Genomic DNA, 19,994 nt, shown 5'->3' with positions numbered 1-19,994 from the left:
GCCAGTCTTGCTTTGGAGCCCGCATGCCCTTCTCGCTTCATGTCTCTCGTGTCGCGCTCATACTCGCGAGCGCCCTCGCTGCTTATCCCGCCTTCAGTGCCACGCTCAGCTACCCGGGCGCCTCTCCTTGCAACGGCACCCTTCAGGCGTGTATTGAGGCGGCAGATCCTGGTGACGTGATCGAACTGGCCTTCGACACCACCAACGCGGAAGCTCTGGACATCCGAAAGTCAGTCACCCTACGGCCCGCAACTGGTCGCACTCCCACCGTGACATCGGCCATGGCCTATGCCACGGACGAAAACATTGATGTGACGATTCGCTCCCTCAACTTCGCTGGAAACGTGCTCGGTCTGCTCGGCGTCGGGGGCGGCAACCTGCGCTTGCAAGTCACCGACAACACTTTCCCTGACTCGCAAGGCACCAAAATCGAAGTGCGCACCACCACCGCTGGCGAGCAGTACGGCAGCATCTCCGCCATCATCGAAGGCAACCGCCTGGGTATAAGAGGCATCAGCGACTCCTGCGCTGACGGCGTGTCAGTGGCTCTGTATCAAGCGGGAGAAGCCCGCTCGGATGTGGTGATACGCAACAACGAGATCACAGCCAACGACCTGGATCAATGCGGTGCCATCCTGGTCTACCAGGCCGCCGGCGGTCTGGACTTGACGGTAGACCGCAACCGAGTACAGGGGAGCATGTTCAACAACGGCATCGAACTGCGTACCCTTGGAGGGAATACGCAAGCGGGTATCTACAACAATCTGGTCTACGGCCAATCGGGCAACAGAGGCGGTCCGGGCGCCCTTGTGGTGTATGCCATGGGCATCAGCGACGTCACTGCGCATCTCATCAACAACACAGTGGCGCACAACAGAACCGGCATGTGGGTTGGCGCTCGTACCGACGAAGGCGCGCAGTTGCAAGGAAGCATGCGCAACAACATAGCGGCTTTCAACACCCTGTACGCGCTGTCCTATCAGAGTGACCTGGCGCCCGGATTTGTGGAATCACACAACCTGATCCATGGCAACGGTGAATTGGAGTCTCCACTGCCCCCCGACCCGTTTCGACGCACTGGCAACCCAGCCTTCATCAATCCTGCGGCAGGCGACTACCGCCTCAGTCCATCATCCGATGCCATCAACCGCGGCCAGAACAGCGCCCTCCCCGCCTCTTTCACGCTGGACCTTGCCAGCGCGAGCCGCATCATCGGCAGCTCTATCGATATCGGCGCGTACGAGTATCCACTCGTCATCACCCCAACGCCTTCTCCTGCGGCGGTCACCGCCGTTCCAACCTTGGGTCAATGGGCCTTGTTAGCGCTGGGATCGTTGATGGCACTTTGGGGGATGCGGCGTCTGAGCCGACGGCACTATTGACACACAACCGTTCAGCCTGAGCTTGTCGAAGCCTGTCCTGAGCCAGCCGAAGTGGCCTTGCGCAACGCTTCAACAGGCTCAGCGCGAACGGGCATTTTTGATTTCTGACTCAAAGAAGTTCAAACGCCAAAAGGTCTGTTCTTCGATCCCATGATCTAGATCCACACACCGTTCCCAGATCACCTACTCAGACATGCGCGCGGACTCTAGGCTGTGCGTGAGCTTCGCAGTGCGGGGCTTCCATTGGACCGCCCTCAGATGCGACTCCGGCGCGCGCAGTTGCAGCAGCACGCTCCAGGGCTTGCGATTCAGATAGGTATCGGCAAGCATGGCCTTTGCAACACCTTCGGCCACAGGCACAGCTTGCTCGGCAGCCTGGCGAGCGTGCTCTGATTCAAAATACGCGGACCACATGAGACCAGAGCCGTTTCCTTCCAGACCAAGGCGGCGCATGGTCACCGACTGCACCACATTGCCTCCGACAGCTTCAATGCTTGCCGAGTCACGGCGCACGACCATATCGCAATGCATGCTGAGAGAGCGCGTCCCGAGTGATTGCTTCAGCTTCTTGAACGTATCCTCACGTCCGTCTCGACCACGCGCAAAGCAGATCAGATCGCCCACCTGCGGTGCGGTGGTTTTCAGGTCGCAAGCGCGATAGGCATATGCCGTGGGATCTCCCCGCACTTCATTTTCAGTGCTGCGAAAAGCAGCGTGCACATAGTCCTGATGACTGGCCGAATAGCGAAAAGCACGCTCCTCCATGCCAGCCTGGCGCATGACGTGACCAATGAACACAGCTGACCAGGGCTGATCGACCAGCATGGCGCGCAACTGGACTGATGATGGTTGCGCGGCCATGGCCGCAGGTGTTCCAGCACGCGTAGAGCGCCAGTAGTTCCACACGCGCTGCCAGGTGGGGCGATCTGACTCAGGCGCGCGGTCCTGTTCTGCCTCAGCAAAACCCTGCCGAATCAACCCTCCTCCCGCGTCAATCAAGGCGCCCCCCATCAGCCGGTGTTCACGCAAGGCGATGGAAGCCAGGCGTTCGGCCAAAGGAAAATCAGCCGCACCTTCCTCCCGTTGGCAGAGATCCGGTTCGGCACTCGCAACAACAGGCAACGCAAGGCACGCGATGCACAACATCGTCAGAGTGCGATGAACTGCTAGCGAACAAGGCGGAACATGGTGGGAGCGCATGATAGGTTCTCACCATATCGGGCGCCTTCCCCTCTCACCAGTGCCGAACGTCATTGAACCTTGAAACAGAGGGTAACGACCCGCCTTGCTTTATTTGAAGAACGCGTAGGCCACCACCACCGCGGCCACCAAGCCAATCAGGTCAGCAAACAGAGCGCACGGCAAGGCATGGCGTGTGTTCTTGACGCCCACGCTGCCGAAGTACACGGCCAGCACATAGAACGTGGTCTCGGTTGAGCCTTGAATAATGGCAGCGAGTTTGGCCGGGAATGAGTCGACCCCATAGGTTTGCATGACGTCCACCATCAACCCTCGTGCGCCCGATCCAGATAGGATCTTCATCAGGCCAACCGGCAACGCAGGCAGGAAGTCGGTGGGAAGGCCAAGGGCTGCCACGCCAGTGGCGATGGCGCTCATCAACAGCTCCATCAGTCCTGCCGCGCGGAAAACCGCAATTGCCACCAGCATGGCTACCAGATAGGGAATGATCTGTACGGCGACCCCAAACCCCTCCTTCGCGCCTTCGATGAAGGTCTCATATACGTTGACGCGGCGCACCATTCCACAGACTAAAAACAGCACCACGACCGAGAGAATGAAACCGGCGCCGATGACGCCCATCCACTGCGCGGCCTGATCAGGAGGAAAGCGTCCCAACCAGACGACAAGCGCGGCCACAGGGACTGCGAGAGTTGCCAGCGGCAACCACACGCCAACGCGCCACAACGGCAGGCGCTGCACCACGGCCACCGCGATCAGCGCGGATAGAAACGAGCAGCCAGTTGCCAGCATCGTGGGCAAAAAGATGTCCGCCGCGTTGAAGTTGGTCAACCCCTGTTTGATGGCCATGGTCTGGCGAACAGCGATGACCGCCGTGGGGATCAGAGTCAACCCCGCTGTGTTCAGCACCAGGAACATGATCTGCGCATTGGTTGCCGTGTCCGGCTTGGGGTTGAGCGACTGCAGTTCCTGCATCGCCTTGAGGCCCAGTGGGGTGGCAGCGTTGTCCAGCCCCAGCAGATTGGCGCTGATGTTCATGGTCATCGCGCCCTGAGCGGGGTGCCTGGTCGGTACGCCAGGAAAAAGATGACGAAAGAGCGGGTTCACGCCTCGCGCGAACGCATCGATCATGCCAGCCCGCTCACCAATCTTCATGAAGCCCAGCCACAGCGCCATGATGCCGACCAGGCCGATGGATATCTCGAAGCCAGTCTTGGCAGAATCGAACATGGCGGTGAGCAGCCTGGGCAATACCGTCAGATCACCTTGCGCCAGTTGAACCAGCGCCACAATGAAGGCGCTGAGGAAAAACCCTAGCCAGACGAGATTCAGGACCATGTGGAGCTTTGTACCGAGTTGCGTTTAACCGATAAGCACCGTTCGGGCTGAACCTGGCTCGTCCTGAACGGTGACTATTCTCGAATGCAGATTACTGTGAAAACCTGTTCACGATCCTCCCGGGCGATCATTGAGGCGCCTGAAATGCCTCTTGAAATTCCTACGCCCCACAGCACTTCTTGTATTTCTTCCCACTTCCACAAGAGCACAGATCGTTGCGCCCAATCTTCAGCTCATTGCGCACAGGATCAATGCGAGGTCCCAGGCTTTTGGCGATCGCATAGAGGTCATAGACCGCCCATACAGCCTCACCGAACTGTTCCAGGCGTTGCTCGCTCACGCTGGGGGGTCCGTTTTCGTCGAAAAGGTTGAGCGCAGGCGATGCGGTGTCATCCTCACACAGTGCGCGAATGCAATCGAGTGCATCGGACATGTCAGATGCGATGGCCTTGTCGCGAGGCGGCTCCCAGTCTTGCTCCCAGATGTCGACGACGGACATGAAGCCCATGGCCCAGGGGTAGGCAAACGCCGGAAGAACGCCTTCGTCTTCCTCGTCTTCGTTCGATCCCTCCTCAGGAGGCTGAGCGGCGATCAGGCCACGCATGTCCATTACAGCCGGATCAAGCGCTTGCTCGTCATCCAGTGCCTCAACCTGGGCATCGAGGGCCGCACGGATCTGGGATTCCCGGGCCATCCAGTTCATCAGGAAGCGGGTGCGTTGCGCTTCGCTGGCAAAGCCTTCGGCAGCATCGACCTGATCCGCGTCTATGCTGAGCAGCGCTGACAGGAATTCACCGACGGGAATTTGCCGGCGGGTACATAGCAGGGCAGTCAAAGCCCCTTCGCAGAACTCCCACGTTGGAATGAGTTCGTGGTGTTCACTCAACTCCGCCAGCACGTCGTCAAGCGCCTCCAGCGTCGCTAAGGTAGGGTCGTCGTCGATGGATGGATTGGCTGAATCAGGTGTGGGCGATGAAGTCATGAGCTGAATCCTAATACACGAAAGCTACCCTCGAACGACATTTCACTCAAGCGGCGCAGCGCCAGGAGCGCCAGAAGCCCCTGGACTCAGCATCACCCACGGCCCCCAGCATGAGGCTCTTCATTTTTTCCGCATGCCTAGCCAAACGACTGCGCCCACCACAATCAGCGCGCCCAGCACCTGAACCGGTGCAATTGCTTGCCCCAATATCACCCAGGCCAGCACCAGCGAAATAACAGGCTCTACATTCATGATGGCCGAATTACCCACCACACCCATGCGCGGCAGCACAGTAAGAAGAAGCGTGATGCCGCTGCCGTAGAGTAAGGTCAAAATCGCCAGCCCCCACCATCCCGCTGCAGCTGTCGGAAGCTGCGGGCCGCCCTGCCAAAGAACGCCTGCGGTTGCCAGTGCACTGACAATGGCCATGGTTGAAAACGTCCTCAGCCGGCCATCGAGACTACCCGCCTCGTGCTGGGTCAGCACCAGCGCGAGGCCAAATGCCGCAGCTGCGCTCAGTGCGAAAGCCACGCCCTCACCTATTTCACGCCATTGACCAGCGGCACCCAGGCCCGAACTTTTCCCAAACACATCAAGAGCCAATACCAACCCCACCAGAATCGCAGGCATGGCTCGGAACAAAGCTTGCTCAGGCCGGTGCTGGTAGAAAAGGCGGGCCCACAACGCCGTCCACAAGGGATAGCTATTGAACGCCAACAAGGCCAACGCCACTGGCAACCGCGCCACGGCGGAGTACAAACACAGGCTTTGAACGCCGACCAGCAGGCCGATTGCGAGCAGGCCCTTGCGTTGCCGTGTCGTCAAAGACACCGGCACTCGCTGCAAGAGCAGGAACACCCCAACCACCAGCGCGGTGGCAAGACAACGCACAGCTACAGCCGTCGCTACACCCGTTCCATGGTCGAAAGCCAACCTGGCCGCCACATGATTGGCGCCCATCAGCACGCCAATGGAAAGCAGAATAAAAAACGCAGTGCCGCTCAGTGCCCGAGCAGGAGCGCTCATTCAGGTCCGTTCCGGATAAAGGCCGTGGACGCGCGCATGCAGCCGAGCAAGGCCAAGCAAGGCGTCTGTAAAAGGCGTGGAAACTTGGGTCATCTGGCCGAGTTCACGCACCGCCGAGACCAGCGCGTCGATCTCCACCGCCTTGCCCGCTCGCACATCCTGCAGCATCGAGGGTGTGAAAGCGCCTAACTTGCGGGTGACTATGTGACGATCTTCCGGATCTTGCGCAATCGGAATACCAATCTTCGCTCCGATGTCCCGGGCTTCCAGCATCACGGCGCTGACAAAGCCACGCACAAGCTCATCGTCCATGATGCGGTCGGCCGTTGCGCCCGTGAATGCGCTGATAGGGTTCACGGTCATGTTGCCCCAAAGCTTGAACCAGATGTCTTTCTGGATCTGCGAGGACACCGTGGCATCAAAGCCCGCTTTGCGCAGGAGTTCGGTCAAGGCCCTGACCCTGGGGCTTTCGCCCCCGGCCGGCTCACCGATGATCAAACCTGAGCCAAAGTGGTGGCGGACGATGCCAGGTGCATCGACCGAGCAACTGGCATGCACGACACAACCCACGACATGAGATGGCGCGATGGCTTTCTCAATGACGCCACCTGGATCGACCGACTGAAGCGTCTGGCCCTCGGCCATACCGCCAAAGCCTTGCAGGAACCACCATGGAACGCCGTTCATAGCCGTGAGCACCACCGTGTCGGGCCCCAGCAGCGGTGCAATACGACTCGCCACGTCGGCCATGCCTGGCGCCTTGACCGACACGATGACCAGATCTTGCACACCCAGCTCGGATGGTTCTTCACTGGTTCGCACCGCACAGGCAGTCTCGACCTCTTGCCCATCGGCACTGCGGTCACGCAAACGCAAGCCGCACTGGCGCAAGGCCTCCAGTGCAGCACCTCTTGCCACCACACTGAGCTCAGCCCCTTGAGCTGCCAAGCCGGCGCCTAGCCAGCCGCCAATGGCACCAGCGCCATAAATTGCTATTTTCTTGAACATCGTTTCCTCGGCCCCGCTTTCCTGTCTGGATCAGCGTTTATAGCTCTCATCCATTCGATCCAGTTGCCGCACCAGAGAATTCCATACGTCCCGCCCCGCGCCATGCTTGGGGTCGAACTGCAGGGAATCTCGTGTGCAGTTGGCAGCAATGGCTTCAGGCACGGGAATCACCGCCTGTGCGCCGCCCATGCTGAACGCTGCCAACTGGATTTCGCACGCACGTTGCAAAGTCCAGAGAATGGCAAAGGTTTGCGGCAGAGTCTCCCCCCAGGCCAGGAGCCCATGGTTGCGCAAGATCACCGCTCGTTTGTCTCCAATGCTTGCCAGCACACGCGGCCCTTCTTCCGCGTGCACAGTAATGCCCTCGAACGCGTGATAGGCCAGCATGCCGTGGAGTTGAGCGCTGTAGAAATTTGTCTGCTGCAAACCTTCTTTCATGCACGCCACAGCGACCCCGGCCGTGGTGTGCGTGTGCATCACACAGTGCGCGCCTTCTATGCCGCCATGTAGGGTGCTGTGCAAGGTATAGCCGGCCGGATTGATCGGGTGGGCAGATCCGTCAAGAATCTCGCCCGCCAGATTGATCTTCACAAGATTGCTGGCCGTGACCTCTGTGTAGTGCAGGCCAAAGGGGTTGATCAGGAATTGCATCTCCCCACCCGTGGCCTCATCAGGCAGGCGCAGTGTGATGTGGTTGTAGATCATCTCCGTCCAGCCCAGCATGGCGAAGATGCGGTAGCAAGCCGCCAGTTGCTGACGTGTCTCCCATTCCAGCGCGTTCATGTCGTCAGTCTGGCCTTGGGCGCAAAGGCCGCGGCCAGCCGGTTGGTCTCGCGCGCGAGACTCAAAGTGTCGATGCCCACGGCAACAAACGTCGCCCCCCACTCCATATAACGGCGCGCCGCAGCTTCATCGGGTGTCAGGATGCCAGCGGCTTTACCGGCACGTACGATGCGGCGAATGGTGTCTTCCATGATCGCCTGCATGTCAGGGTGAGCAGGATGGCCCCTGTGCCCCATGGATGCCGAAAGGTCAGCGGGGCCGATGAAGATGCCATCCACACCGTCCACCGCAGCGATCGCCTCGAGGTTGTCCAAGGACGTACGCGACTCCACCTGCAGCAATAGGCAAACGCGGTCGTTGGCTTCATGCACATGCCGAGGATAGCGCCCCCACCGCGCAGCCCGGCCACCAGCCACGCCGCGGATGCCGCCGAACCCGTCGGGCCCTGGATAGCGCGCCGCGCGTACGATGGCCTCCGCTTGTTCTGCGGTGTCCACCATAGGGACCAACAGCGTTTGCACGCCAAGATCGAGGTACTGCTTGATCAACATCTCGCCCACATGACCATGCCCCATGGGCATCCGAGCAATGGCATGTGTGCCTGGATAAGCGGCAATGGTTTGCAACTGGTGCAAGATGGTTTGCAAGCTGTGGGTAGTGTGCTCACCGTCGATCAGCAACCAGTCAAACCCTGCGCCGGCGCAGATCTCTGCCGTGGTGGTGTTGGGTACATTCAACCAGAACCCGATTTGCTGACGCTTTTCCAGCAAGGCTTGTTTGAACGGATTGATTGGGGTTTCCATTATTTTTCTTTCAGACGAACTTGAATTGCAACTTGCCAAGCGGGCCGTAGTCAGCCTCGAATTCATCGCCCGCCTTGGCAGCCACGGGACGCGTGAAGGAGCCTGCCAGCACAATCTGCCCGGGCTGCAGTGACTCTCCCCATGGCGCCAGCTTGTTGGCCAGCCAGGCAATACCCACTGCCGGATGTCCCTGCACACCTGCGGCCAGCCCGGTCTCTTCCACCGCCCCATTGAGTCTAAGCACCGCGCCCACCCAGGGCAGGTCTATGGATTTCGGATGTACGCGGCTGGCACCCACCACAATGGCCGCATTGGCCGCGTTGTCACTGATGGTGTCGTACACCTTGCGCATCACTTTGGTGTGGCGGTCAAACTGCTCTATGCGCGAGTCAATGATTTCGATGGCGGGTGTGACGTATTCCGTGGCTTGCAGCACCTGCTCCACATCCACATTCGGGCCTTTCAATGGCGATTTGAGTACAAAGGCCAGTTCCACCTCCACACGCGGCGCGATGAAGCGGTTGCTTGGAATCTCAAGCAACTGGCCGGGCGGGGCGGAATACAGCATGTTGTCCAGCAAGGTGCCGTAGTCGGGCTCGTCGATCTGGCTGCTGATCTGCATGGCACGCGAGGTCAGGCCAATCTTGTGGCCAATCACCTTCCGCCCTTCGGCCAACTGCAACGCCACCCAGGCTCGCCCAATGCGATAGCCGTCTTCTACAGCCATCTCCGGAAAGCGTTTGGAAAAATGCTCCACTTGCACGCGTGTCTTCTCAGACTCTTGCAGCTCACGGGCCAGTTGGTTGATTTGGTCAGGAGTCAGCATGGCTCAGGGTTTCTTGAACAAGGGGTGCAAAGTGCTGTGCTTGGCGTCGAACACTTCCGCACCTTCGTCCACGTTGACAGTCAAGCCGATATGGTGGTCTTTCATGAGGGGATCGATGCGCTCTCGAGCTGCAGCTAACACGGCCTCGCCGGCCCTTTGCTGCGTGGCTGCGCTACGCCCCCGCGCCATGCGCAGATTCAGATAGATGAACGCATAGTCGCCATCGCCTCCGGCAGCCTTGCCGGCGGCTCCGCCGTCCGCCACCGCGTAGTAAGGAGCAGGATAGGCCAGCACTCTTGTACCGCCCGTGGGGAAAACCTGGGTACCCGCTTCATCCTTCACGGTCAGCATGGCATCAGCGAGGCCCCGGCAGAGCAAACTCATATCCGTGAGTTTGTCGAGATTACCGGTATAGAGAACAACAAGATGGGGCATGAAAATATCCGTGAACTTCAAATTCTGGGAAACGCGCGGTAACTGCCCGCGCGTGAAGCCTCCGGCTGGGGCACAGCCTGGCCGTCTTGAGGCGTGACTGGAAAGACAGCATTGATCTGTCCGGTACCCGAAGCCGCGAAATAGGGGGTGACGATGTCCGCCCTACCGTCGTACGCAGACCAGCCCAATGATCCCAGCAGCATAGCGGTGTCGTGCATGAAGCCTTCACCATGCCCTTTGGTCGCGTACTCCGGCAACATGGCACAGAAGTCGCTCCAGTCACCACTCTTCCACATGCGGACGACTTCATCGTCCATCTTCTCAAGCAAGGGGCTCCAGATCTTGAAAGCGAATTCCGGTGCCAGGCCGTTCTGCGCAAAGCGGTGCGAAAGCGATCCACTGGCCAGAAATGCCACCTTGCCGTCGTAGTGCTTCTCCACGGCCTCCCGCATAGCCCAGCCGAGGCGAGCACTGTCGTTCAGGTAGTGACTGGTGCACAAGGCCGAGACCGAGATCACCTTGAAATGCTTGTCGGCATTCATATAGCGCATGGGAACCAGCGTGCCATATTCCGGCGCCAGGGTGGTGGCGTCGTGTGCCAGCGTTTCCACGCCCTGCTCGCTGCATGTCTTGGCCAGCAGGCGCCCCAGCTCAGGGTTGCCTGAAAAGCCATATTCCATGTTGCTGATGAAATGCGGCAACTCATTGCTAGTGTAGGTGCCCGCCCACTGCGGCGCGCAGTTGAGGTGGTAGTTGGCGTTGACCAACCAGTGGGTGTCGAACACCACGATGGTGTCCACGCCCAGTGCACGGCAACGCCGGCTGATTTCGAGATGCCCGTCTATGGCGTCTTGCCGCGTGCCATGGCGGTCGCCCGGCAGCTCACTCAAATACATGCTGGGTACGTGGGTGACCTTGGCAGCGAGGGCGAGTTGGCCCATGGTTTGTCTCCTTCCTGGCGTTCAGCGCTCTGGCGTTCCGAGATGGGTGATCAACTCTCTGACGAGATGCCGGCTTTCTTGATGACCTCTGCGTACCGCACGATCTCGCTGTCTATGTAGTCAGAAAACTGGGCCGAGGTGCCGCTCTTGGCTGCAATTCCGCCCTTTTGAAACGCTTCCACCAAGGTTGGCGACTGCATGGCGGCGTTCACGGCAGCGTTCATGCGCTGCACGATGGCATCCGGCACACCAGATGGAGCCAGCAAGCCATTCCATGAGTTGGATTCAACTTTCAGCCCCTGCTCACTCAGTGTAGGAACATTAGGCGCATAGATCGAGCGCTGCGCCGTCGCCATGCCCACCGCCACCAGTTTGCCTGATTGCACGTGGTTGCGGAACTCGGGCCAGTTGCCAAACATCATGGAGACTTGCCCGCCCAGCAGGTCGGCCAACGCTGGGGCCTGTCCCTTGTACGGCACGTGAACGATGTCGACGCCCAACTGCGTCTTCAACATCTCTCCGGCCAGGTGCGCGGACGTTCCGTTCCCGAACGAGGCATAACTCAGCTTCTGCCCCGCCTTGGCCTGCGCCACGATGTCCGCTACGGTCTTGAGCCCGCTTGCCGGATGGGTTGCCAGCACGTGTTCCGACAAGCCCATCAATGCCACGGGGCGAAGGTCTTTGCGCGTGTCGTAAGGCAGTTTTTTGATCAGGGTCGCGTTCACACAGAAGCTATTGGCCACGGTGACAAAGGTGTATCCGTCTGGCGCAGATTTGGCCACGCTGTCCACGCCAATCACGGTACCCGCACCGGGCTTGTTCTCCACCACGATGGTCTGCCCCAGCGTCTTGGCAGCTTCTACCGCTACCAGCCGGGTGACGAAATCCGTAGTGCCGCCGGGTGTGAACGGCACAACGATGCGAATCGTCTTGCCCGGCCAGGCTTGGGCACGCACGGCCAGAGGCAGCGCGGACGTGGCGGCGGTAGCCGCCGTAGCTAACAACAGTTGACGACGCTTCATGTTCAGACTCCCCAGTGCGGTATGTGATGTGAACCCATGGACACCGCCACGTTCTTGGGCTCCAGAAAAACCTCGTAGCTCCAGGTGCCCCCCTCGCGACCAGTGCCTGAGGCCTTGGTTCCGCCGAAGGGCTGGCGCAGATCGCGCACGTTCTGGCTGTTGACAAAGCACATACCTGCCTCAATGGCTGCGGCTACGCGGTGTGCGCGGCCGATGTTCTCGGTCCAGACGTAGCTGGAAAGCCCGTAGTCAATGTCATTGGCTTGTCGGATCGCGTCAGCCTCATCCGTGAAAGGAATCAAACACGCCACGGGTCCGAAGATTTCTTCTTGCGCAATCTTCATGCGGTTATCGACATCCGCGAATACTGTGGGCCACACATAATTGCCCTTGGCCACACGGCTGGGCAATTCAGGTGCATAGCTCGGGCGGTCCAGCCCGCCGCACAGGAGCGTGGCCCCTTCTTTGGGTCCCAGCTCAATGTAGCTACGTACCTTGGCCAGATGATTCTTGGAGATCATGGGGCCGATGATGGTGTTCTCGTCTTGCGGATCACCCACCGTGATCTTCCTGGCTCTTTCTGCGAACTTTTTGGCGAACTCCGGGTAGATGCTTTTCTGCACCAGTATTCGGCTACCCGCGGTGCAGCGCTCGCCGTTGTTGCTGAAGATCATGAACACGGCGGCATCGAGCGCACGGTCAAGATCAGCGTCTTCAAACACCACGAAGGGACTCTTTCCTCCCAGCTCCATGCTGAATTTCTTCAGGCCTGCCGCGCGGACGATACGATGGCCCGTGGCCGTAGATCCCGTGAAAGAAATGGCTCGCACATCCGGGTGCCCTACCAGCGGCTCACCGGCCTCCTTGCCAAAGCCGTGAACAAGGTTCAGCACGCCCGCCGGAATACCGGCCTCCAATGCCAATTCTCCAAGCCGCGCCGCCGTCAAGGGGGAAAGCTCGCTCATCTTGAGCACAGCCGTATTGCCAAAGGCCAGGCAGGGAGCGACCTTCCATGTGGAGGTCATGAAAGGCACGTTCCACGGGCTGATCAAGGCGCAAACCCCCACTGGGTGAAACAGCGTGTAGTTCAGGTGGGTGGGCGTTGGATAGGTGTGGCCATCCACGCGCGTGCACATCTCTGCGAAATAGGAGAAGTTGTCAGCCGCGCGCGGCACCAGTTGCTTGCCGGTCTGAGAGATGACCTGTCCGGTATCGTCTGTCTCAGTCTTGGAAATCTCCGGCACATGCTTGGCAATGAGCTCTCCAAGCGCTCGGATTTTCCTGGCGCGGTCCGTGGCGGGCAGGCCGGCCCATTTGGGGAATGCCGCCTTGGCGGCAGCCACCGCGGCATGGATCTCCGCCTCGCCGCCAGAGGCGACCTCTGCCAGAGTCTCCTGCGTGGCCGGGTTCACGGTCTCGAAGTAGTCAACGCCGGCGACCGGCTTGCCATCGATGAGATGATCGATTCTCATGCTTGTCTCACTGCTTTCTAGGCGTAGCGCCACTTAGGGTGTTGGAATTCCAGGATGAACAATGGTGTTCTCCAGCGCGCCTATGCCTTCGATCTCGCACACCACGTGGCTGCCTGCAGGGCAATCAACCACGCCGTCAGGCGTACCAGTGAGGATGACGTCGCCAGGGTAGAGCGTCATGAAACTCGTGAAATACTCAATCAGAGTGGGTATGTCGAACACCATGTCTGCCGTGGTGCCCTGCTGGGTAACCTGGCCGTTGACCGTGGTCTTGAGCGCCAGCTTCATGGGGTCCGCAATATCAGTTGCATCCACCAGCCAGGGGCCTATAGGAGTGCAGGTATCGCGGTTTTTCACGCGAAGATTGGGCCGATACCAGTTCTCCAGATAATCGCGAATGGCGTAGTCGTTGGCCACGGTGTAACCGCGAACGAAGTCATAAGCGTCGCTCTTCTTCACGCGCCGCGCTTCACGCCCCATCACCACGGCCAGCTCGCACTCGTAGTGCATATTGGTTGCATCCAGAGGCCGCACGGTGCAAGCGCGATGGCCTATGAAAGAAGCATCGCTCTTTGGAAAAGCCAAAGGCTCCTCGGGCGGCTTGAAAGCCAGCTCCTTGGCATGATCCGCATAGTTGATTGCCAGTGCCAATACAGAGCGTGGTCTTCGGGGTGGCATGGGAGCGAGAGGCGGCAGCCACACCACCTCACCAAAATCCAGGCGCTTGCCTCTGAAAGCAGGCGTCACGAGTTCGAGCTGACCGTCTTGCAAGATCGCATCATGCACGGCGCCAGCCCAGGCAATGCGGGCGTGTTTCATGCTTCCTCCGCGATCAGGGTATGTGTAAGGGCCGCAAAGCCAGACGCGCTGATCTCAATACGGTCACCCGCCTTGGCCCTTGGGCGAGCACCGCTCTCCAGGCAGTCAGTGCCAAGCATCAACACGTCGCCGGGCTGCAAGGTCATGAACTCACTCACGTCGTTCAGCAAGCTCCCCGCATTTCGCACCAGGGTAGATAAATCGACTTGCTGCACCAACTGGTCGTTGATGCGAACCTCAAGCGTCAGAGCAGCCAGATCATCCGCTTGAGAGAGGGCGTGCTCTGCCCCCCCGCAGACAAGAAAGCCATCGAGATTTCGGAACCGAAGTGGCGGCCTGTAGTAGCTTGCATGGGGCACGCTCAGATCGTTCAGCAGCACACAGCCTCCCACCCGGCTCCATGGCTCAGATGAAGATGGACTTCCCGCATCTGCCATGACCAGGCCGATCGTGGCACCCACATCCACTTCACCTTGCACAGCCACCACCGCCCCGCAGGGCGCGAAAGTGTTGGCGGTCTTGATGTAGAGCACGGGCGCTTTGGGCGGCGCCTTGTAGGGCGCTTCATTCATCTTGGGCGCCCAAAGATCAAACTCGCGCCGAAAATTGAGCAAGGTGCCATACACCGTGCCTTGCGGCAACCAGCCATTCGCGGTACTGGCGGTCATAGATCGTCCTCGGTCATTTCAATAGTTTCTTTCTGATCAATCTGCTGCAAGGCAATCAATTCATCCAGCAGCGTGTAGAGCTTGTTCAATTTAGGTTGACCAATCGTTGCTTCCAGATCGTGGTATTGCGATTCAATAACCACGGAAAGCGAGGCTGCCAGCGCCTGGCCCACCTCGGTGATGCGAACCACGCTACGGCGCGCATCCGACTCACTGCGCTGGCGCACGACCATTCCGTCGCGCTCCATCCGGGACAACACCCCTGTCAGGCTGGGTCCCAGCAAATGGGCTTCGCGCGCCAGGCGACCGGTCTCCAGCCCCAAAGCGTTGACAGGTTCAGACAGCACACGCAAAACGCGCCATTGCTGGTCCGACAGTCCGTGGCTACGCAGAGCCGGCCGGCGGCTCTCCATCAACGCCTCGCGCGCCTTGAGCAGCAGCAGAGGCAAATTGCGGTGTTTGAGAGCGGTGGGCTTGACCATTTATTTAATATATTAAATATTTTGAGAATGCGCAAGCCCCGGCGACAATACGGGCATGAATACCTTGTGCGAACAGCTTGGCGTTTCCCATCCCCTTATTCAGGCTCCTATGGCCGGAGTCCAAGGCAGTGCGCTCGCCTTGGCTGCGAGCGATGCAGGTGTGCTGGGCTCTCTGCCCTGCGCCATGCTGGCGCCCGATGCCTTGCGCGCTGAACTGCAGAAGATGCAAACTGGGGGAGTCCCCTACAACGTCAACTTTTTCTGCCACACCTCCCCACCGTCCGACGCCGCGCGCGACACCGCTTGGCGCCAGGCGCTTGCACCCTATTACGAGGAGCACGGGCTGGACATGGCCAACATACCCACCGGGCCAGGAAGATTGCCATTCAGCGCCGAATCGGCCGCGTTATTGGCAGAGTTCAAACCCAGAGTAGTGAGTTTTCACTTCGGCCTTCCAGCGCCTGATTTGTTGGCCCGCGTAAAAGCGTGGGGAGCATTCGTTCTCTCGTCCGCCACCACAGTACAGGAGGCGCTTTGGCTGGAGGCGAATGGAGCCGATGCGGTGATCGCACAAGGCCTGGAGGCTGGCGGACACCGCGGGCATTTTTTGAGCATGGACCTGACAGCGCAAATGGGCACCTTCGCCCTGCTGCCGCAAATAGTGGCCGCCGTGCGCGTGCCCGTGATCGCCGCCGGAGGGATTGCTGACGCTGCAGGTGTACGTGCAGCCATGGCATTGGGGGCCGCCGGTGTGCAGGTCGGGACGGCCTATCTGTGCGCCGACGAGGCCACCACCTCAGTTGCTCACCGCGCTGCCCTGCAAAGCGAAGCGTCACGTCACACAGCCCTCACCAACCTCTTCACAGGCAGGCCTGCTCGCGGCATCGTCAACCGCGTCATGCGCGAACAGGGTCCGATCAGCCCTGCCGCACCTGAGTTCCCGCTGGCCACCAATGCGATTGGCCTTCTGCGCGCCGCAGCCGAGAAAAAAGGTAGCACCGACTTCTCCCCGCTTTGGAGCGGACAGAATGCGAGTCAGTGCAAGTCCGCGTCAGCAGCGGCCATCACGCTCGCACTCAAAGCAGGATTTTCTTCCTGATTAGCGCGTTTTCCCACTGGATGAGCGTCACAGCCTGTCCCGCGCTGGAGGCGTTATAGCTGGAGGCGAGCCCCAACACCAAGTCCGCTTGAACTCGACGCATCCACGGAGTTGGGGCCACAACATTCCGTTCGCGCTGAGCTTGTCGACGCGTTGCGCAAGGCCCTTCGACAGGCGCAGGACAGGCTAAGCTCAAGCCGAACAGGTATTTGTCAGGACTTAGCTCAGTCTCAATAGGAGCGTGAGGCTATTTCGCAAGCGAGCGCAAAGCCAGCTTGATCCCGTCGCTCACACCCACGCCGGCAGGCAGCGCCTTCATGCTGGCCGCGGCCTCGCGGTCGTTGTAGCCCAGCGCAAGCAGGGCTTGCAAAATATCCGACTCCGCATCACTCTGAGGGTTGGCGGATGCGGTTGCGATATCCGCTCCCAGTTTGCCTTTGAGCTCAAGAAGCAAGCGCTCTGCGGTTTTCTTGCCGATGCCAGGGACCTTGACCAATCGGCCCGCTTCCTGAGTGGTAATGGCTTGACCCAACTCTGCGACGCTCATACCAGAAAGCACTGCCAGTGCAGTCCTCGGCCCCACGCCACTGATACGAATAAGCTGACGGAAGGCTTCGCGTTCAGGCGCGCTGGCAAAGCCATACAGAATCTGCGCGTCTTCCCGCACCACGAAGTGGGTGAGCAGCGTGATCTTCTCACCTACCGCAGGCAAGAGGTAGAACGTGCTCATGGGCACATCGACCTCGTAGCCCACGCCATGGCAGTCAATCAACAGTTGCGGAGGATTTTTCTCGGCCAGCAAGCCGGCAAGGCGTCCGATCACAGAAGCTTTCAGTAGAAGATGGATGACATGACTGTCTATTTACACATGATAAAACGCTTGTGTGCATGCAGCCTGCCACTTCATGGACAATGCCTACGAAACGCCAAATATATTTAAGTGATCATCCGCCACAACTTTACCCCGCACAACAACACCCGCATGTCCAATCTTTGCGGTCCGTTGGATGACCATCTGCGTACCATCGAGACTGGGTTACAAGTTTCAATAGCCCACCGTCACGAGCAATTCAAGATCGACGGGCCCAAAAAGCAGGCGGAGCGCGCGCTAGAAATACTGCAAGCGGTCTATGAACTTGCCGACAGGCCTGTCAAAACCGAGACTTTGCAGCTGATGCTGGCTGGAGACGGAGCCCCCCTTTCAGAAAACGACGATGGGTCTCAGCGCCTTCAGACGCGGCGCGCTGATTTGAAGGCACGCACGCCCAACCAGAGCATTTACCTGGAAAATATCGCCACGCACGACATCACCTTTGGGATTGGTCCCGCAGGTACCGGTAAAACCTACCTGGCGGTAGCCTGTGCAGTGGATGCACTGGAGCGCAGCGCTGTGCAGCGTATTGTGCTGACAAGGCCTGCTGTAGAAGCCGGTGAGCGTTTGGGATTTCTGCCTGGCGACCTCACCCAGAAGGTAGACCCCTATCTTCGGCCGCTTTATGACGCGCTCTACGATCTGATGGGCTTTGACCGCGTGATGAAAGCTTTCGAGCGCAACCAGCTTGAGATCGCTCCGCTGGCTTTCATGCGGGGGCGCACGCTCAACAATGCTTTCATCATTCTGGATGAAGCGCAAAACACCACCGCAGAGCAGATGAAAATGTTCCTGACGCGGATAGGATTCGGCGCGCGTTGCGTGGTCACAGGCGACGTGAGCCAGGTGGATTTACCCAAAGGTACAACCAGCGGACTGGTAGATGCGGAACGCATCCTCAAACGCGTCAAGGGCATCGCCTTCACGCGCTTCATTTCCGCTGACGTGGTTCGCCATCCGCTGGTGGCACGCATTGTTGACGCCTACGATGCTCAGACGAAGCGCGTGCGCGGCGGTGACTAGCTTTCCCATCTGAGTGCGCCCCAACTCTCTGAAGTACCCCGTCTAAAAAGAACCGCGTTCTGCCATGTCCCTGCCCTCCCTGGACTTATCCTTGCAATGGGCCCGCTTTGAAGGCGTAGCCCTGCATCGCGCCGCGTTGCCTCGTCACCGTGCCGTGCGATGGATACGCCATGCCCTGCAAGCGCCCGCCGAGATCACGGTACGCATCGTTGATGCCGAGGAAGGCCGGGCTCTGAACCTGGCCTACCGTGGCAAGGACTACGCCACCAACGTCCTCACCTTCGATTACGCACGCCCCCCGGATGCGCCTGTGGTCAGTGCCGACCTGGTACTTTGCGCACCGGTGCTCGAGCGCGAGGCCGCAGAACTGGGCAAGCCGCTGGCCGAGCACTATGCCCATTTACTGGTGCACGGCACACTGCACGCGCAAGGCTGGGACCATGAGACCAGCTCAGAAGACGCAGAAGCGATGGAGGCGCTGGAGACTCAGATCATGGAAAGTCTCGGACTTACCGACCCCTACGGAGCGCCGGGCTAGTTCTTGTGCGTGATGGGACGGCAGGGGTGACTGACTCTGGCACCACTACTTCACACCCTCATCACGAAATTTTCATTGGAATGGTCACCGGACCGTCGTTGATCAAGTGCACGCGCATATCGGCGCCGTATTCGCCGGTGGCAACCAGTGAATGCTGAGCCTTGGCCTGCGCCACGAAATAGTCGTACAGCTCAAGCCCTTCTTGGGGTGGCGCTGCGCCAGTAAAGCTTGGACGATTACCGCCACTCGTATCAGCGGCCAGCGTGAACTGGCTCACAATCAACAGGCCGCCGGCGGTGTCAAGCAGGCTAAGGTTCATCTTCCCGGCGGGGTCCGAGAAAATTCGAAGCTTCAGGAGCTTGGCCAGTAACTTGTCTGCTTGCGCCTTCGTATCGCCTCGCTCAGCACAGACCAGCACCAATAGTCCTGGCCCGATTCTGCCGGTCTCTCGGCCATCCACTGTCACATGTGCTTGCGAAACTCGCTGGATCAATGCTTGCATTTAGTCTATCTTTGTGGGGGCGCGGCGAGGGATTCGTGGGCCGAGCCACGCGAGAAGGTGCCCAAGCAGCACTTAACGAGGGAAGCGCTCGTGCTTTCCCACCAAAAAAATGAGGAGTATTGCATGAAGATTTTCACCATGATGGCGCGAGCGCTGACGGCATTTGCACTTGTGCAGACCATGCTTTTAGCGCCCGCTGCGAATGCCCAAAGCAATTCCCAGCAAGCCGCTGAGGCTGCCCGCAAGCACCGCGCGGAAAAAGGCCAACCTCAGGCCCCTAGAGCCGCACCCGCTCGCTCCAACGCGGCAGCCCCTCCTCCGCCACCTGAGCCCCAGGCCTACCGTTCTAGCGCCAATCCCAACGCCAACCCCAATGCCAGCCTGAAAAGCTGCATGGATCATTCAGGCATGAACCCCCTCGCCCGTGACCGGTGCATGCGCCAGCACTGCGAAGGCCGCTGGGGGCAAGGAGACTGCCCGGCCAGTGGCGGAGACTTCATGGCCAACAAGGGAGCTTCGGGCACGCCTTTAGGCCAATGCCTCAAGGAAGCAGGGGGCAACCCATTTAAACGCGACGCCTGCGGCTGGCGTCACTGCAGAGGCAAGTGGGACGCCACCGCAGAATGCGCAGCCTTGCAACCGCGCAAAAAGGATCAGCCGAGCGACTGATACCAAATTGCGGTCAATCTACAAAAGCCGTTCAGCCTAAAACCGTTCGGGCTGAGCTTGTCGAAGCCTGTCCTGAGCATGTCGAAGCGCCTTGCGCTACGCTTC

The 19,994-nt window shown here is 59.5% G+C and carries 22 protein-coding genes; 5 read left to right on the top strand and 17 right to left on the bottom strand.

Translation table 11 applies throughout. From position 1 onward, the window contains the following. Positions 1–23 precede the first annotated feature (23 nt). The gene (locus tag ABIE13_RS13135) at positions 24–1,382 is read left to right on the top strand and encodes an IPTL-CTERM sorting domain-containing protein (protein ID WP_354444080.1); all 1,359 of its coding nucleotides are present in this window, start codon (positions 24–26) and stop codon (positions 1,380–1,382) included. A 183-nt stretch (positions 1,383–1,565) separates the two neighbouring features. Here the strand turns inward: ABIE13_RS13135 and ABIE13_RS13130 are convergent, their stop codons facing one another. The 15 genes from ABIE13_RS13130 to hpaR form a co-directional block, all read right to left on the bottom strand. Further along, positions 1,566–2,528 carry a DUF2272 domain-containing protein gene (locus ABIE13_RS13130; protein WP_354444078.1) on the bottom strand — a complete coding sequence of 321 codons (963 nt, stop codon included), beginning with the start codon at positions 2,526–2,528 and terminating at the stop codon, positions 1,566–1,568. Between the two features lie 144 nt (positions 2,529–2,672). After that, on the bottom strand, positions 2,673–3,920 hold the full coding sequence (locus ABIE13_RS13125; protein WP_354444076.1) for a nucleoside recognition domain-containing protein: 1,248 nt from the start codon (positions 3,918–3,920) through the stop codon (positions 2,673–2,675). A 160-nt stretch (positions 3,921–4,080) separates the two neighbouring features. Continuing rightward, a complete protein-coding gene (locus ABIE13_RS13120) occupies positions 4,081–4,902 on the bottom strand; it encodes a UPF0149 family protein (RefSeq protein ID WP_354444074.1) in 822 nt (273 codons plus the stop codon). A gap of 120 nt (positions 4,903–5,022) precedes the next feature. Then, positions 5,023–5,928: a DMT family transporter gene (locus tag ABIE13_RS13115; RefSeq protein WP_354444072.1), complete on the bottom strand. Its 906-nt coding sequence runs from the start codon at positions 5,926–5,928 to the stop codon at positions 5,023–5,025. Continuing rightward, entirely contained in the window at positions 5,929–6,936 is a 1,008-nt protein-coding gene (locus tag ABIE13_RS13110) for a 2-dehydropantoate 2-reductase (RefSeq protein WP_354444071.1), read from the bottom strand. Positions 6,937–6,966: 30 nt separating this feature from the next. Beyond that, positions 6,967–7,719, bottom strand: a complete 753-nt coding sequence (locus ABIE13_RS13105; protein WP_354444070.1) for a class II aldolase/adducin family protein — start codon at positions 7,717–7,719, stop codon at positions 6,967–6,969. After that, on the bottom strand, positions 7,716–8,522 hold the full coding sequence (locus ABIE13_RS13100) for an aldolase/citrate lyase family protein (protein ID WP_354444068.1): 807 nt from the start codon (positions 8,520–8,522) through the stop codon (positions 7,716–7,718). Before ABIE13_RS13100 ends, ABIE13_RS13105 begins: the two co-directional genes overlap by 4 nt. Positions 8,523–8,532: 10 nt before the next feature. After that, positions 8,533–9,348, bottom strand: coding sequence for a 2-oxo-hept-4-ene-1,7-dioate hydratase (gene hpaH, locus ABIE13_RS13095; RefSeq protein WP_354444066.1), 816 nt, complete (start codon positions 9,346–9,348; stop codon positions 8,533–8,535). Positions 9,349–9,351: 3 nt separating this feature from the next. Next, complete coding sequence (locus ABIE13_RS13090; protein ID WP_354444065.1) at positions 9,352–9,783, bottom strand: 5-carboxymethyl-2-hydroxymuconate isomerase; 432 nt, start codon at positions 9,781–9,783, stop codon at positions 9,352–9,354. A 17-nt stretch (positions 9,784–9,800) separates the two neighbouring features. Further along, positions 9,801–10,724 carry a 3,4-dihydroxyphenylacetate 2,3-dioxygenase gene (gene hpaD / locus ABIE13_RS13085; RefSeq protein WP_354444063.1) on the bottom strand — a complete coding sequence of 308 codons (924 nt, stop codon included), beginning with the start codon at positions 10,722–10,724 and terminating at the stop codon, positions 9,801–9,803. Positions 10,725–10,774: 50 nt separating this feature from the next. After that, a complete protein-coding gene (locus tag ABIE13_RS13080; RefSeq protein WP_354444061.1) occupies positions 10,775–11,746 on the bottom strand; it encodes a tripartite tricarboxylate transporter substrate binding protein in 972 nt (323 codons plus the stop codon). A 2-nt stretch (positions 11,747–11,748) separates the two neighbouring features. After that, a complete protein-coding gene (gene hpaE / locus ABIE13_RS13075) occupies positions 11,749–13,218 on the bottom strand; it encodes a 5-carboxymethyl-2-hydroxymuconate semialdehyde dehydrogenase (protein WP_354444059.1) in 1,470 nt (489 codons plus the stop codon). Between the two features lie 33 nt (positions 13,219–13,251). Continuing rightward, on the bottom strand, positions 13,252–14,037 hold the full coding sequence (locus tag ABIE13_RS13070; RefSeq protein ID WP_354444057.1) for a fumarylacetoacetate hydrolase family protein: 786 nt from the start codon (positions 14,035–14,037) through the stop codon (positions 13,252–13,254). Continuing rightward, a complete protein-coding gene (locus ABIE13_RS13065; protein WP_354444055.1) occupies positions 14,034–14,705 on the bottom strand; it encodes a fumarylacetoacetate hydrolase family protein in 672 nt (223 codons plus the stop codon). Before ABIE13_RS13065 ends, ABIE13_RS13070 begins: the two co-directional genes overlap by 4 nt. Further along, entirely contained in the window at positions 14,702–15,187 is a 486-nt protein-coding gene (gene hpaR, locus ABIE13_RS13060) for a homoprotocatechuate degradation operon regulator HpaR (protein WP_354444053.1), read from the bottom strand. The genes ABIE13_RS13065 and hpaR overlap by 4 nt, the downstream gene beginning before the upstream one ends. A gap of 55 nt (positions 15,188–15,242) precedes the next feature. Between hpaR and ABIE13_RS13055 the strand changes: the two genes are divergently transcribed. Beyond that, on the top strand, positions 15,243–16,286 hold the full coding sequence (locus ABIE13_RS13055) for an NAD(P)H-dependent flavin oxidoreductase (RefSeq protein WP_354444051.1): 1,044 nt from the start codon (positions 15,243–15,245) through the stop codon (positions 16,284–16,286). Between the two features lie 247 nt (positions 16,287–16,533). Here the strand turns inward: ABIE13_RS13055 and ruvA are convergent, their stop codons facing one another. Then, positions 16,534–17,109: a Holliday junction branch migration protein RuvA gene (ruvA, locus tag ABIE13_RS13050; RefSeq protein ID WP_354444049.1), complete on the bottom strand. Its 576-nt coding sequence runs from the start codon at positions 17,107–17,109 to the stop codon at positions 16,534–16,536. 117 nt (positions 17,110–17,226) lie between these two features. On the opposite strand from ruvA, the gene ABIE13_RS13045 reads away from it, so the two are divergent. Continuing rightward, positions 17,227–18,180 carry a PhoH family protein gene (locus tag ABIE13_RS13045; RefSeq protein WP_354444047.1) on the top strand — a complete coding sequence of 318 codons (954 nt, stop codon included), beginning with the start codon at positions 17,227–17,229 and terminating at the stop codon, positions 18,178–18,180. 64 nt (positions 18,181–18,244) lie between these two features. Beyond that, positions 18,245–18,718: an rRNA maturation RNase YbeY gene (gene ybeY / locus ABIE13_RS13040; protein ID WP_354444045.1), complete on the top strand. Its 474-nt coding sequence runs from the start codon at positions 18,245–18,247 to the stop codon at positions 18,716–18,718. 61 nt (positions 18,719–18,779) lie between these two features. Here ybeY and dtd read toward each other — a convergent pair whose 3' ends face one another. Beyond that, entirely contained in the window at positions 18,780–19,220 is a 441-nt protein-coding gene (gene dtd, locus ABIE13_RS13035) for a D-aminoacyl-tRNA deacylase (protein ID WP_354444043.1), read from the bottom strand. A 123-nt stretch (positions 19,221–19,343) separates the two neighbouring features. Between dtd and ABIE13_RS13030 the strand changes: the two genes are divergently transcribed. Next, the gene (locus ABIE13_RS13030) at positions 19,344–19,889 is read left to right on the top strand and encodes a hypothetical protein (RefSeq protein WP_354444041.1); all 546 of its coding nucleotides are present in this window, start codon (positions 19,344–19,346) and stop codon (positions 19,887–19,889) included. The last annotated feature ends 105 nt before the right edge of the window (positions 19,890–19,994 follow it).

The sequence above is a fragment of the Ottowia thiooxydans genome, assembly GCF_040548795.1.
In the GTDB taxonomy this organism is placed as follows: Bacteria; Pseudomonadota; Gammaproteobacteria; order Burkholderiales; family Burkholderiaceae_C; genus Ottowia; species Ottowia thiooxydans_A.
The sequence above is the reverse complement of the archived record's forward strand: the minus strand, read 5'-3'. Positions and strand labels throughout refer to the sequence as shown.

Coding starts and splice junctions, on each gene's coding strand:
- ABIE13_RS13135 (WP_354444080.1), top strand. CDS start 24: ATGCCCTTCTCGCTTCATGTCTCTCGTGTCGCGCTCATACTCGCGAGC.
- ABIE13_RS13130 (WP_354444078.1), bottom strand. CDS start 2,528: ATGTTGTGCATCGCGTGCCTTGCGTTGCCTGTTGTTGCGAGTGCCGAA.
- ABIE13_RS13125 (WP_354444076.1), bottom strand. CDS start 3,920: ATGGTCCTGAATCTCGTCTGGCTAGGGTTTTTCCTCAGCGCCTTCATT.
- ABIE13_RS13120 (WP_354444074.1), bottom strand. CDS start 4,902: ATGACTTCATCGCCCACACCTGATTCAGCCAATCCATCCATCGACGAC.
- ABIE13_RS13115 (WP_354444072.1), bottom strand. CDS start 5,928: ATGAGCGCTCCTGCTCGGGCACTGAGCGGCACTGCGTTTTTTATTCTG.
- ABIE13_RS13110 (WP_354444071.1), bottom strand. CDS start 6,936: ATGTTCAAGAAAATAGCAATTTATGGCGCTGGTGCCATTGGCGGCTGG.
- ABIE13_RS13105 (WP_354444070.1), bottom strand. CDS start 7,719: ATGAACGCGCTGGAATGGGAGACACGTCAGCAACTGGCGGCTTGCTAC.
- ABIE13_RS13100 (WP_354444068.1), bottom strand. CDS start 8,522: ATGGAAACCCCAATCAATCCGTTCAAACAAGCCTTGCTGGAAAAGCGT.
- hpaH (WP_354444066.1), bottom strand. CDS start 9,348: ATGCTGACTCCTGACCAAATCAACCAACTGGCCCGTGAGCTGCAAGAG.
- ABIE13_RS13090 (WP_354444065.1), bottom strand. CDS start 9,783: ATGCCCCATCTTGTTGTTCTCTATACCGGTAATCTCGACAAACTCACG.
- hpaD (WP_354444063.1), bottom strand. CDS start 10,724: ATGGGCCAACTCGCCCTCGCTGCCAAGGTCACCCACGTACCCAGCATG.
- ABIE13_RS13080 (WP_354444061.1), bottom strand. CDS start 11,746: ATGAAGCGTCGTCAACTGTTGTTAGCTACGGCGGCTACCGCCGCCACG.
- hpaE (WP_354444059.1), bottom strand. CDS start 13,218: ATGAGAATCGATCATCTCATCGATGGCAAGCCGGTCGCCGGCGTTGAC.
- ABIE13_RS13070 (WP_354444057.1), bottom strand. CDS start 14,037: ATGAAACACGCCCGCATTGCCTGGGCTGGCGCCGTGCATGATGCGATC.
- ABIE13_RS13065 (WP_354444055.1), bottom strand. CDS start 14,705: ATGACCGCCAGTACCGCGAATGGCTGGTTGCCGCAAGGCACGGTGTAT.
- hpaR (WP_354444053.1), bottom strand. CDS start 15,187: ATGGTCAAGCCCACCGCTCTCAAACACCGCAATTTGCCTCTGCTGCTG.
- ABIE13_RS13055 (WP_354444051.1), top strand. CDS start 15,243: ATGAATACCTTGTGCGAACAGCTTGGCGTTTCCCATCCCCTTATTCAG.
- ybeY (WP_354444045.1), top strand. CDS start 18,245: ATGTCCCTGCCCTCCCTGGACTTATCCTTGCAATGGGCCCGCTTTGAA.
- dtd (WP_354444043.1), bottom strand. CDS start 19,220: ATGCAAGCATTGATCCAGCGAGTTTCGCAAGCACATGTGACAGTGGAT.
- ABIE13_RS13030 (WP_354444041.1), top strand. CDS start 19,344: ATGAAGATTTTCACCATGATGGCGCGAGCGCTGACGGCATTTGCACTT.